The organism is Janthinobacterium kochi, from assembly GCF_051380715.1.
Taxonomy (GTDB): Bacteria; Pseudomonadota; Gammaproteobacteria; order Burkholderiales; family Burkholderiaceae_D; genus Janthinobacterium.
In genome coordinates this window covers 308,106-320,854 of record NZ_JBNYXO010000003.1, presented here as the reverse complement: position 1 = coordinate 320,854, position 12,749 = coordinate 308,106, and the positions used below count along the sequence as shown (strand labels likewise).

The following is a 12,749-nucleotide window of genomic DNA, read 5'->3' as shown; positions in this document are numbered from 1 at the left end:
CCCTGGACGTGACGAGCCATGCACGATGGAATGGCCGCCACTTGTATGTTTTGCAAATACTTTCTCGCAATTAGCTTATGCTTCTAATTTCCGTGTGGCAATGTTACCTCATGTAAATTTTACATGCACTAAAAAAGAGCAATCGGTGGGCTGATACTTTCCTAAAACATAATCCATGTGGCAAATACGGCACGCCGGAGTGCCGGACAGCCCGCCGCATGCGGCGGCGTTTTATGCCACACTGGCGGCCCCTGCTTTTTAGGACTTTGCACCATGCACTCTTTGCTTTCTCAATGGCAACCACGCCTGCTGGCACTGGCCACGGCCGGCCTGGGCGATGACAGCGCCCACGACATCAACCACTTGCAGCGTGTCTGGCGCAATGCCAGCGTCTTGCTGCAAGACCATGCGCAAGCCGACGCTCTCACCGTCATGGCCGCCTGCTATCTGCACGACTTGGTCAACTTGCCGAAAAACCACCCCGAGCGCCACCTGGCTTCGCGCCAGGCGGCAACCCTGGCTTGCCGCCAGCTGGCGGAGCGCGATTTTCCGGCAGAAAAATTGGCGGGCGTGGCCCACGCCATCGAGACCCACAGTTTTTCCGCCAATCTGCTGCCGCACACCATTGAAGCGCAAATCGTGCAGGATGCCGACCGCATCGATGCGCTGGGGGCCGTGGGACTGGCACGCCTGTTCTATACGGCGGCGCGCATGGACAGCGCGCTGGCGCATGGCAGCGATCCGCTGGCCGAACATCGCGCACTCGACGACAAGGCCTACGCGCTCGACCATATCGTCACCAAGCTCGACAAACTGCCCGGCAAGATGCAGACGGCGGCGGGCCGCGCCTTGGCGCAACAGCGCCTGGCCATGCTGACGGATTTCCGCGCCGCCTTTGCCGGCGAATGGGGAAGTGCCGGCTAGCATGGTGGCGATAGCCAGCATGGCCCATGCTGTCTATAATGCAAGGCTCAGCTATCGCGCCGCGCGTCAGCAGGAAGCTGCAACGCACCGGCGCAACGCCAACGCGCCGAAAGCATGCATGTCCGATAAAACCAACCCCGACAGCCATTCCCCGTCGTCCCCCGCCACGCCCGCGCGCACCGGCAACCTCAATTTCATCCTCGTCTGCGTCTTCATCGACATGCTGGGCATCGGCTTGGTGGTGCCCGTGCTGCCCATCCTGATCGGCGACTTTGTCAGCGGCAAGGAGGCGCAAGCGTTCTGGTACGGCATCATGGCGGCCGTCTTCGGCTTGCTTCAGTTCATCTTCATGCCCATGCTGGGCGCCATCAGCGACCGCGTGGGACGCCGTCCCGTGCTGCTGTATTCGATGGCCGGCATGGCCGTCAATTTTCTTGCCACGGGCTGGGCGCCGAACCTGGCCTGCCTGTTCATCGGCCGCATCATCGGCGGCGTCTCGTCGGCCAGCATGTCGGTCGCGTCCGCCTATGCCTCCGACATTTCCACGCCGGACAACCGCGCCAAGAGCTTCGGCAAGATCGGCGCCGCCTTCGGCCTGGGCTTCATTTGCGGCCCCATGCTGGGTGGCCTGCTGGGCGAGATCAATCTGCACCTGCCGTTTTACGTGGCGGCGGGCCTGTCGGCAGCCAATTTCATCTACGGCTATTTCTGCGTGCCCGAATCGCTGCAGCCGGGTGCGCGCGCGCCATTTACTTTGGCGCGCATCAATCCGTTTGCCGCCCTGCTGAAACTGGTGCGCCGCGTGGAAATCCGCGGCCTGGTGCTGGCCTTCGGCCTGATGACGTTTGCGCAAATGATGCTCAATACCACCTGGGTGCTGTACACGCATTTCCGCTTCGACTGGACGCCGCGCCAGAACGGCATCGCCCTGTTCTGCGTGGGCCTGTGCGCGGCCGTCGTGCAGGCAGGCTTGCTGGGCATTTTGATCAAGCGTTTGGGCGAAGTGCGTCTGTCGCTGCTGGGCATGGCCTCGGGCGCCCTCACCTACCTGCTGTACGGCCTGGCAACGCAAGGCTGGATGATGTATGCCTTGATTATGTGCAACCTGCTGGCCTTTGCCGCCGGCCCCGCCCTGCAAGGCATCATTTCGAAGGCGTCCGCCGCCAACGAGCAGGGAGAACTGATGGGTTCCCTGCAATCGATCAGCAGCCTCGGCATCATCATCATGCCCTTGCTCGGCAGCATGATCCTCGGCGAAGTGAGCCACTTGCCGCCACAGGATTGGCGCATCGGCAGCACCTTTTATCTGTGCGCCATCATGCAAACCCTGGCCATCCTGGTGGCCTGGCGCTACTTCAAGGCGCAACGCCAGACAAGACTTGCGGTTTCCACCACAAAGTAGTCGGTGGGATAATATTGTATTTGAGAAATAAATAGGCGAGAATGGGGTAATCAACCGCGCGTTACCGACGCCCGGCATTCGATGGTGAGCAAGGATGGGTATGACTGACTTTTATTCCAGCGCCTGGCGCCGAACCGTGGCCATGCTGGCGCTGGCACTGCCGTCCCTGGCCGGCGCGCAATGCTCGCGCGACATCCAGGTACCCATCTCGGCCATCGGCGCCAGCGTGGTGGTGAATGGCGCCAGCATCGGCGGAATCTATCCGGACTTGCTGCGCAGCTTGGGTGCCAAGCTCGGCTGCAACTTCATCTTCACGGCCGTGCCCCGCGCGCGACTGGAGGCGATGTTCGAGACGGGCAAGGCCGACCTGCTAATCCCGGCCAGCAGCACCTTGCGGCGCGATCAGCATGGCCTGTTCATCCCCATGCTGGGCAGCCGCCCCCTGCTGATCTCGCTGCAAGGCGCGCGCGCGCCCATCAACACCATGCAGGAATTGATCGAGCGGCGCGAATTGCGCGTGGCGCTGGTGCGCGGCTATGACTATGGCGCATCATACCAGGCGCTGGCGAAGGAACTGAGCAGCCAGGGACGCCTGTTCTACGAAGTCGATGCGCTCTCCGTGGCACGCCTGATGCAAAGCGGCTTCATCGACGCCACCATCATGGCGCCCACCATCCTGGCAGGCGTGGCGCAAAACGATGCGCGCGTGTACGGCCTGGCCGACCGCTTGCGCCTGGAAGCGCTGCCTGAATTGCCGTGGGGTATGAGCGGCGTCTACCTGTCGCGCAAGTCGCTGACCGCGGAAGATCAGGCGACCCTGCGCGAACTGCTGGACAAGGCGGGCCGCTCGGGTTCCCTGATGGAGAGTTTCCAGCGCCATCACCGCCAGGAACTGTTGTCGCTCAGCATACGTCCGCGCTAAGGACACTGGCATGTCGGGGCTGGTCGTCGCCGTCGTTCTGTTTGCCGCCCTGTTGCACGCCAGCTGGAATGCCATCGTCAAGTCGGGCAAGGATACCTTTCTCAGCACGGTGCTGGTGTCCGTGGGCGCGGCCCTGATCTCGCTGGCCGTGCTGCCGTTCATCGATGCTCCCGCGCCCGCCAGCTGGCCCTACCTGGCCGCCTCGGCCGTGGCACAGCTGGCCTACTATTCTCTGCTGGCGGCCGCCTACCAGGCGGGCGACATGAGCCATGCCTATCCGCTGATGCGCGGCAGCGCGCCATTGATCGTGGCGCTGGCCAGCTGGCCGCTGATCGGAGAACGCCTGTCTGCCATGCAGATGGCTGCCGTCGCCTGCATCTGCGCGGGCATCTTCGGCCTGTACTTCGCCGCCCGCCTGCCCGCCACGGCCAGCATCGCGAAAAGCACAGGACACGCCACCGCCTTTGCGCTGGGCAACGCCTGCGTCATCGCCAGCTATACCCTGATCGATGGCATCGGCGTGCGCCTGTCCGGCGCGCCGGCCGCCTACACCATGTGGATTTTTGTCTTGAATGGCGCGGGACTGCTGCTGTGGACAGCATTGCGCCGCCCTGCCGACTTGCTGGCGTATGCGCAAACGCAATGGCGTCTGGCCGCCTTGGGCGGTTTTGGCACCCTCGCTTCGTATGGCCTGGCCTTGTGGGCCATGACACAGGCGCCCGTGGCCGCCATCGCGGCCCTGCGCGAGACGTCGATTCTGTTCGCCATCGCCATTGCCGCCCTGTTCCTGCGCGAAAAAATCAGCCCCCGCCGCTACCTGGCCATCACCCTGATCGCGGCGGGTGCGGTGCTGATGCGCGCCGGCTAGCGCGCGTCGAGCGGCGCTATCGGCAACTCGATCGCGCTGGCCGCCCCTGCCGCGTGATACACGCGCTGCGTGGCCTTCTTGTAATCGCCAGGCTGGGCCAGGAAGATGTTCGGCACGAAGGTTTGCGGGTTGCGGTCGTACAGGGGGAACCAGCTCGACTGGATTTGCACGGCGATGCGATGGCCAGGCAGGAAGACGTGGTTGGCGTTCGGCAAGGCGAAACGGTAGCGCTCGACCTTGCCGGCAGGAATGGCCGTCGGATGTTCGCGGCTGTCCCGATAACGGCCGCGGAAAATATCCATCGCCACGCCCAGCTGGTAGCCGCCCATGGCCGGCTGCGACGGCACTTCGTCCGGATACACGTCGATCAGTTTCACCACCCAGTCGGCATCCGTGCCGCTGGTGGCGGCGAACAGCTTGACCATCGGCGCGCCGGCGATGCGCACGGCCGTCTTCAACGGTTCGGAAACATAGCTGAGCACGTCCGTGCGGTCGGCATAGCCGCGCTGGTCGCTGACCAGCCATGGCTTCCATTGGTCGCCATCGCCGAGGCGCACGGGACGCGCCACGAAGGGTACGGGTTTCGCGGGATCGGCCACGTATTCATCGAAGGCGCCGCTGGCAGAGTCTGACGCCGCTTGCGCTGGCGCAAAGCCCAGCTTGTAGCCATCCTGCAGGTAGATCGGCGTCAGCATGGTCTCGCAAGTGTCGCAAGCCAGCGGCCACTGCGACAAGCGCTGCCACTGGTTCGTGCCGCTCTGGTACGACACCACGGGCGCCGTGTTCGCGTCCGGCGCGCCATCCTTCAGGTATTGATTGAGGAATGGCTGCATGACTTTTTCACGGAACTGGCGCGCCGTGTCGCCGTCAAACTTCAGGGCGCCCAGGCTGGAACCGTCGTAGTTGACGCCGCTGTGGCGCCACGGGCCAATGGCCAGGTAATTGAGGTTGTTGCGCTTGTCGCGCCCCTCCATCGCCGTGTAAGTGGCATAGGGGCCATAGATATCTTCCTGGTCCCACTGCCCCACCACGTGCATGGTGGGCACGATCAGCTGGCGCTTGGCGAGGATCTTGTCGAGCGCTTGTTCCTGCCAGTAACTGTCGTAAGCCGGGTGTTCAAACAGCTTTTTCGTGTAGGTCAGCTTGTCGATGCCGAACTTTTTCGCGTAGTCGGCGGCCGAGCCTATGCGCAGATACGCGTCGTAGTCGTCGTAGACGCCCGTCACGGGCGCCTCGCCGCTGCCGCGCACACTCGTCTGCCACGCCAGGTAAGACAAGCTCGGCATGCGGAAGGCGCCGTTATGGAACCAGTCGTCGCCGCGCCAGCCATCGACCATGGCGCTCATGGGGATGGCCACCTTCAGCGCCGGATGCGGGTCGACCAGGGCCATCAGCACCGTATGCCCCTCGTACGAGGAACCCAGCATGCCCACCTTGCCATTGCTTTCCGGCACGTTCTTCACCAGCCAGTCTATGGTGTCCCAGGCATCCGTGACATTGTCGACCTTGGTATTGTTGAGCGGACCGCGCACGGGGCGCGTCATCACATAGTCGCCTTCGGAGCCATGCTTGCCGCGCACATCCTGGAACACGCGGATATAGCCGTTCTCCACCAGGGTATCGTCGCCCTGCGGCAAGGTGGCCAGCATGCTGGGACTGGCGGCGCGCTGGGCGCGACGGGCCGCATTGTAGGGCGTGCGCGTGAGCATGATGGGCGCTTTTTGGGCGCCTTTCGGCACGACGATCACCGTGTACAGCTTGACGCCGTCGCGCATGGGGATCATCACCACGCGCTTGACGTAGTCATTCAGGTCGGGCATCACCAGCTTGGCGCCGATATCGGGCGTCATCGGCGGCGTTTGCGCCAGCACGGGTGCAGCAAACAGGGAACTAATAACAAGGGCCAGGCCGGTGAGCCGGACGGGGGACGACACGCGCATACTGTTCTCCAATGATTCATGCCACGCAAAAGTGGCCGAACGGCAATAGTACCCGGAAAGCAAGTTCCACAGTAGGCCAGCCTCTGACGCGGTGCAGCAGATATATCGGCACGCAACTTGACAGAACGCGCACGAACTGCAACCATAACGCCATGAAATTTATCCCGTCACAACACGCCTGCTTGAATTGGTGGTCCCGCTCACTTTCGCGCGGCCACTCTATAGTGATGTGAATTTGATCCACGCCGCCTCGATCGGTGGCGTAACAGGCTCAGCCTGGATCATCCCCGATGCAGGCGGCTCAAAAGGAAACTTGATGAGCTTGCCTAATACTCCCGATACTCCCGACACCGACAACACCCCGGCAGCACCGCTGTCCGCTGCCGCCATCGCTTCGCAATCCGTGATCCTGACGGGCGACCGCCCGACCGGCCCCTTGCACCTGGGCCACTACGTGGGCAGCCTGCGCGACCGCGTGCGCTACCAGAACAGCTACAAGCAATTCATCATGCTGGCCGACGCGCAGGCGCTGACGGACAATATGGATGACATCGACAAGGTGCACCGCAACGTCGTCGAAGTGGCGCTCGATTACCTGGCCGTCGGTATCGACCCGACGAAAACCACGGTGTTCATCCAGTCGCAAATCCCGGAACTGGCCGAGCTGACCTTTTACTACCTGAACATCGTCACCGTGGCGCGCCTCGAGCGCAACCCCACCGTCAAGGAAGAAATCCGCCTGCGCGGCTTCGAGCGCGACATTCCGGCGGGCTTTTTGACCTACCCGGCCAGCCAGGCGGCCGACATCACGGCCTTCAAGGCGGGCGTGGTACCCGTGGGCGAAGACCAGATCCCGATGATCGAGCAAACGAATGAAATCGTGCGCCGCTTCAACCGCATGTACAACCGCGAAGTGCTGATGGAATGCAAGGCGCTGGTGCCGGACATCGGCCGCCTGCCCGGCATCGATGGCAAGGCCAAGATGAGCAAGTCGCTGGGCAACACCATCAACCTGGGCGCGACCTCGGCTGAAATCACGGCCGCCGTGAAAAAAGTCTATACCGACCCGCTGCACCTGCGCGTGGAAGACCCGGGCCACCTGGAAGGCAACATCGCCTTCACGTACCTGGATGCGTTCGACCCGGAAAAAGCGGCGCTGGCCGAAATGAAAGCCCATTACGTGCGCGGCGGCCTGGGCGACAGCATCGTCAAGAAGCGCCTGGACCTGGTCTTGCAGGAAATGCTGGCGCCGATCCGCGCCCGCCGCGAAGAGTTTGCCAAGGACAAGGGCCAAGTCATCCAGATGCTGAAAGAAGGCACGTTCCGCGCACGCGAAGTGGCGGCCCGCACGGCCGATGAAGTCAAGTCGGCGCTGGGCCTGAATTACTTCTAATTACCACCCCCGATAGCAAACTGATGCGCCCTGCCGGAGTCGGGTAGAATCCCGTCTCCGCCGGGCCATTTTTTTGCTTAACCCAACAGCAGAGTCTGGGGTCGGACCCTAAGGGTCCGACCCCGGCACTTGTCTTAGTGTCACCATATATTGAAACATAGCTAATGACCGACTCCGCTATCGAACAGCTGCTGCAGCAGCATTTTTCCATCGATGCGCTACAGCAAGCACCAGCGCCCCTGCAGCAGGCGCTGCGCATGCTGGGCGGCTGGCTGGCCGCCGAACGCGACACGCCGTACCCGCACGTGCCGTATGCTGAACTGCTGACGCAACTGTCCGATACCTGCCTGCCCGCGCACGGCATGCCCGTGGCGGCATTCCTGCAAGAACTCGATACTACCGTGCTGGCCAATACGGCCCAGCTGAACCATCCCCAATACATCGGCCACATGACGCAGGCCCTGCCCTGGATCAGCGTGCTGGCCGAAGCGTTTACAGCCACCCTGAACCAGAACCAGGTCAAGATCGAAACGGCGTATGTCTCGACCCTGATCGAAAAGCAGATCCTCGGCTGGCTGCATCGCCAGGTATACCAGCAGCCCGAACATGTCTACACGCAAGCGATGGGCGCCACCAGCGGCGCGCTGGGCAATGTCGTCAATGGCGGCACCATGGGCAACTTGACGGCCCTGGCCGTGGCGCTGGAACAGCAGCTGCCCGGCACGCGCAAGCGTGGTTTGTTTGCCGTCATGCAGGACTCCCCTTACGCGGGGCTGGCCGTCATCGGCTCGGCCCGCAGCCATTATTCCGTGAAAAAGGCGCTGGCGACCCTGGGGCTCGGTGAAAACGCCCTGCACCTGGTGGCCGTCGACCGCGACAACCGCATCGATGTCGCCGCGCTGGAAGCGACCATTGCCGATTTAAAACAGCGCAAGATCAAGGTCGTTGCCATGATCGGCATTGCCGGCACGACGGAAACGGGCGCCATCGACCCGCTGGCCGCCATGGCGGCGATTGCCGCGCGCGAATCCATCTGGTTCCATGTGGACGCGGCTTGGGGCGGCGCCCTGCTGATCGCGGAACAGTACCGCGCGCTGTACGACGGCATCTCCCTGGCCGACTCCGTCGTCATCGACGGGCATAAGCTGCTGTGGGTGCCGATGGCGCAAAGCATGGTGCTGTTCAAGGACAGCGCCAGCCTGAACTTGCTGAAACATAACGCCAACTACATCTTGCGCGACAATTCGGGCGACCTGGGACAGACGTCGCTGGAAGGCTCGCGCCGCTTCGACGCCTTGAAGCTGTGGACTTCGTTCAAGGTGCTGGGCGTGTCCGGCTACACCACCTTGCTGCGGCAGGCGGCCACGCTGAGTGGCCAGTTGCAGGACTTGCTGGCCGACCAGCAGGACTTCGAACTCGTCACGCGCTCCGACACCTTCATTCTGACTTACCGCTACGTGCCCGCGCACATGCGCCAGCGCATGGAAAGCTTGCTGGCCAGCGGCCAGCTCGATGCGGCGACGGAACTGAACCAGCAGCTGAACACCTTGAACGCCAAGCTGCAAAACCGGCAAAAGGCGCAAGGCCACAGTTTTGTCTCGCGCACCGTATTGGAATCGACGCGCTACCCAGGCCCGACCAATGTGCTGCGCGTGGTCATGACGAATGTCAAGACGCGCCCCCACCACCTGCGCGTCATCCTCGCCGAACAGCGGGCCATCGGCCAGGCGCTGGTAGCGGAACTGGGCTGGTAGAACCGGGAAGTGGTGACCTGGCTGCATCGAAACACGGCCTTCGCGATGCGCAGGCCGATGTCAATCGGTCAGCGCTTCCACACCCGCCATTTATTCATGCCCATGCGCTTTTCGGCTTCCCATTTCAGCAGGGTAAACAAGGTACAGGAACTGGCAAAGTCACCGCTCAGGCAACCGGCGGTAAACTGATGGCAATTTTCCAGCAAGAGGTGATACTTCCTGCTTTCACCGATACTCTTACGCGCGCGTTCGGCAACGGCAAGACTCCCCACCGGATTGCCATCACGGCACGAAACATAGATTGATATGGCGGAGTTCCACCCTCCGAGGCGCGCCAGGAACGTGGCGGAGCTAACTGCTTCAATGTCACCGGAACCGTCCAGATGCACGATGGTGTCGTCGCCGATGTACACACCCGAATGCTCTGCCTGGCCAAGCACCAATTCGCAGAAGACTACGCTGCCGATTGCAGGCCTGTCGACGGTATCGCGGATGACATTGTCGATAAAGCTGCTGGCCGCGTTGCTGATTGGGCTGGTCAATATCGAAACAGGATTCAAGAGGATGTCGAACAGTCCCATAAGGTCCTTGGTCATGTTTCCAGGCCGCCGCGCGGCAAGCCATGAAATTAGTGATTAAAAGAAATATTTTACTTCAATCAATGCGATATCCAATGTTTCTGTCAATGCCAGCAGCACATTCCATCCCAAATGATGTCAGCGATGCTAAAATTTCCCTTGGAGATGGCATTCCTCCCGCGCAAGACTTCGTGAACCGCCTTCGGGCTGATGATGCCTGCACGCTTTCCTGGATGATCGGAAAGATGCAGGCGCACACCCGGCGCCCAGACATCGCCCTTCGCCTGTCCAGGTTCTATCCACGCCAAACTGGACACGCATGATGAGCCGCCTTACCGCTTTCACTGAACTATTACAGCACCTGTTGAAATGGCTGCTGCTGGCCTTTGTCGTGGCCGTGCTGGCAGGGTCGGCCTCGGCCGGCTTTCTGTTCGCCCTGGACTGGGCCACGCGCACGCGCCTGGCGCACGCCTGGCTGACCTGGCTGTTGCCCGTGGCGGGCTTTGCTGTCGGCTGGCTGTATCTGCGTTATGGCAGCTCGGTGGAAGGCGGCGCGAATCTGCTCATCGATGAAATCCACGACCCGAAAAAAATCATCCCGCTGCGCATGGCGCCGCTGGTTCTGGGCGGCACCATCATCTCGCATTTGTTCGGCGCTTCTGTCGGGCGCGAAGGCACGGCCGTGCAAATGGGCGGCGCGCTGGCCGACCAGCTGACGCGCATGTTTTGTTTGAACAATGAAGACCGCCGCATCATCCTGATGGCAGGCATCAGCGCCGGCTTTGCCTCCGTCTTCGGCACGCCGCTGGCGGGCGCCATCTTCGGCCTGGAAGTGCTGGCCATTGGCCGCCTGCGCTATGAAGCGATGCTGCCCTGCCTGGCCGCCGCCGTCATCGCCGACCAGGTGGGCTTGCTGTGGGGGCAGTTATTGAACATTCACCACACGCATTACGCCGTGCCTTTGACCCCCGCCATTTCCGCCTGGACCCTGGGCGCCATGGTGATCGCGGGCGTGCTGTTCGGCGTGACCGGTAAAATTTTTACACAAGCCACGCACGGCTTGAGCGGGCTGATGAAGCGCTGCATCAGCTATGCCCCGCTGCGCCCACTGGCGGGCGGCCTCGTCGTCGCCATCGCCGTGTGGCTGCTGGGCACGGACAAGTACATCGGCCTGGGCATCCCCACCATCGTCGATGCCCTCAAGGAGCCGCTGCCCGCCTGGGATTTTCTCGGCAAGCTGGCGTTTACCATCGTCTCGCTGGGCACCGGTTTCAAGGGCGGCGAAGTGACGCCCCTGTTCTTCATCGGGGCGACCCTGGGCAATGCGCTGGGCCCGCTGCTGCACCAACCCGTCACCCTGCTGGCCGCTATCGGTTTTGTCGCCGTGTTTGCGGGCGCCGCCAACACGCCCATCGCCTCGACCCTGATGGCGATGGAACTGTTCGGCGCCGAGATCGGCGTGTATGCGGCCATTGCCTGCGTCGTGGCGTATCTGTTTTCCGGCCACGCGGGCATTTACCGGGCGCAACGCAGCGGCCACGTCAAGCGCACGGCCCCCAAGGATGCAGACACATGACACAGAATATCTATGACAACGACGCCTTCTTTACCGGCTACAGCCAGCTGCCCCGCTCCATAGGCGGCCTCGACAGCGCACCCGAATGGCCGGCCCTGCGCGCCATGCTGCCCGCACTGCAAGGAAAAAGCGTGCTCGACCTTGGTTGCGGCGATGGCTGGTTCTGTCGCTGGGCGGCTGACGCTGGCGCGGGGCGGGTGCTGGGCGTGGATGTGTCGGAAAAGATGCTGGCGCAGGCGAATGCCATGGGGATGCACGCGGCCTGATCAAGCAGCACAGCGCCCTGGGCACGACCTTGAACGCCTTGCTACACGCCGGTTTCCAGCTGGAACATGTGGAGGAATGGGGACCGACAGACGAACAGGTCGCGCGGCAGGCGGCCCTGGCGGAAGAGCACAAGCGGCCGATGCTGTTGCTGGTGGGGTGCGGCCTGCCCTAGGCCCGGGTCCGTTCAAACAATTTTTCCGCCAACTCTTCGATATCGCTGCGCATGGCCAGCGCATTCAGCCACGCCGGTGGAATTGCCAGGGCGCCATAATACGCGCCGGCAAGCTGACCGACGATGGCGCCGGTGGTATCGGCATCTTCGCCCAGGTTGACGGCGCGCAGCACGGCGTCTTCCAGGCTGTCCGTATTGAAGAAGCACCAGAGCGCCGCTTCCAGCGACTCCACGCAATAGCCCGTGCCGCGTATCTGCTGCTCCGTTTTGGCGACGAAACTGCCGCTTGCCAGCTCCACCAGCCTGGGTTCGGCAGGCCGGTACGCGATACTGCCGATCAGCTCTTCTTTCGGCGTGCCCGCCAGCGCGCTGCACAGCAAGGCGGCAAACAACTGGCAGCTGTCGACCGCTTCCGCTGCCGCATGGGTCGTGCGCGAGCTATCGGCGGCGTAGGCCACGGCCGCCCTCACATCCGGATAGGCAAACAGCACGACGGGAGCCAGCCGCATGAGCGAGCCATTGCCGGCTGAATCCGGCGCGGTGGAACCACTCCAGGGATTGCCAGTTTCCTGGAAACTGGCCAGCGCGGCTCTTACCGTGGCGCCAATATCGAAGCAGGCGCCGGTGGAGCTCAGATAGCCCCATTGCCACCAGTTCAGATACCGTGCCATCTGGTCTTCCGGCGCGAACGCCCCTTTGAGTACCAGGCTCTCGGCCAGGCACAGCGCCATCGAAGTATCGTCCGTCCATTGTCCCGGCTGCAGACCGAACGGGCCGCCACCAGTCATGCCCGTCACCGGCGCGAAGCTGCCGCGCGGAGAAAACTCCACGCTCGTGCCGATGGCATCGCCACAGGCCAGCGCCAGCATGGCGCCCATATAACGATTGTGCAAGCTGGTGGTGATCATTGCTCTCCATGGCGATGCGGTTGCGGACGAGGAGACATAATAGCA

At 62.6% G+C, this 12,749-nt stretch carries 10 protein-coding genes, 1 pseudogene and 1 riboswitch; of the genes and pseudogenes, 8 read left to right on the top strand and 3 right to left on the bottom strand.

The window, feature by feature from the left end:
* Positions 1 to 273 precede the first annotated feature (273 nt).
* The 4 genes from ACQ4WL_RS09140 (at position 274) to ACQ4WL_RS09125 (ending at position 4,116) form a co-directional block, all read left to right on the top strand.
* On the top strand, positions 274 to 924 hold the full coding sequence (locus ACQ4WL_RS09140; protein WP_436509421.1) for an HD domain-containing protein: 651 nt from the start codon (positions 274 to 276) through the stop codon (positions 922 to 924).
* A 118-nt stretch (positions 925 to 1,042) separates the two neighbouring features.
* Positions 1,043 to 2,326: a TCR/Tet family MFS transporter gene (locus ACQ4WL_RS09135; RefSeq protein ID WP_436509420.1), complete on the top strand. Its 1,284-nt coding sequence runs from the start codon at positions 1,043 to 1,045 to the stop codon at positions 2,324 to 2,326.
* A gap of 100 nt (positions 2,327 to 2,426) precedes the next feature.
* Positions 2,427 to 3,248, top strand: coding sequence for a substrate-binding periplasmic protein (locus ACQ4WL_RS09130; protein ID WP_436509419.1), 822 nt, complete (start codon positions 2,427 to 2,429; stop codon positions 3,246 to 3,248).
* A gap of 10 nt (positions 3,249 to 3,258) precedes the next feature.
* Entirely contained in the window at positions 3,259 to 4,116 is an 858-nt protein-coding gene (locus tag ACQ4WL_RS09125; RefSeq protein WP_436509418.1) for an EamA family transporter, read from the top strand.
* On the opposite strand, the gene ACQ4WL_RS09120 is transcribed toward ACQ4WL_RS09125, so the two are convergent.
* Entirely contained in the window at positions 4,113 to 6,056 is a 1,944-nt protein-coding gene (locus ACQ4WL_RS09120; protein WP_436509417.1) for a CocE/NonD family hydrolase, read from the bottom strand. The two genes, ACQ4WL_RS09125 and ACQ4WL_RS09120, sit on opposite strands and share 4 nt — an antisense overlap.
* 316 nt (positions 6,057 to 6,372) lie before the next feature.
* On the opposite strand from ACQ4WL_RS09120, the gene trpS reads away from it, so the two are divergent.
* The gene (gene trpS, locus ACQ4WL_RS09115; protein ID WP_436509416.1) at positions 6,373 to 7,449 is read left to right on the top strand and encodes a tryptophan--tRNA ligase; all 1,077 of its coding nucleotides are present in this window, start codon (positions 6,373 to 6,375) and stop codon (positions 7,447 to 7,449) included.
* A 164-nt stretch (positions 7,450 to 7,613) separates the two neighbouring features.
* The gene (locus tag ACQ4WL_RS09110; protein WP_436509415.1) at positions 7,614 to 9,203 is read left to right on the top strand and encodes a pyridoxal-dependent decarboxylase; all 1,590 of its coding nucleotides are present in this window, start codon (positions 7,614 to 7,616) and stop codon (positions 9,201 to 9,203) included.
* A gap of 68 nt (positions 9,204 to 9,271) precedes the next feature.
* Here ACQ4WL_RS09110 and ACQ4WL_RS09105 read toward each other — a convergent pair whose 3' ends face one another.
* Positions 9,272 to 9,799, bottom strand: a complete 528-nt coding sequence (locus ACQ4WL_RS09105) for a lecithin retinol acyltransferase family protein (RefSeq protein ID WP_436509414.1) — start codon at positions 9,797 to 9,799, stop codon at positions 9,272 to 9,274.
* 134 nt (positions 9,800 to 9,933) lie between these two features.
* Positions 9,934 to 10,008: riboswitch (Fluoride riboswitch) on the top strand.
* 95 nt (positions 10,009 to 10,103) lie between these two features.
* Between ACQ4WL_RS09105 and ACQ4WL_RS09100 the strand changes: the two genes are divergently transcribed.
* Both ACQ4WL_RS09100 and ACQ4WL_RS09095 read left to right on the top strand, forming a co-directional pair.
* On the top strand, positions 10,104 to 11,357 hold the full coding sequence (locus ACQ4WL_RS09100) for a voltage-gated chloride channel family protein (RefSeq protein ID WP_436509645.1): 1,254 nt from the start codon (positions 10,104 to 10,106) through the stop codon (positions 11,355 to 11,357).
* A pseudogene (locus tag ACQ4WL_RS09095) lies at positions 11,354 to 11,796 on the top strand (class I SAM-dependent methyltransferase). The gene ACQ4WL_RS09100 and the pseudogene ACQ4WL_RS09095 overlap by 4 nt, the downstream one beginning before the upstream one ends.
* Here ACQ4WL_RS09095 and ACQ4WL_RS09090 read toward each other — a convergent pair.
* Complete coding sequence (locus tag ACQ4WL_RS09090; protein WP_436509413.1) at positions 11,793 to 12,704, bottom strand: ADP-ribosylglycohydrolase family protein; 912 nt, start codon at positions 12,702 to 12,704, stop codon at positions 11,793 to 11,795. The pseudogene ACQ4WL_RS09095 and the gene ACQ4WL_RS09090 overlap by 4 nt on opposite strands.
* Positions 12,705 to 12,749 lie beyond the last annotated feature (45 nt).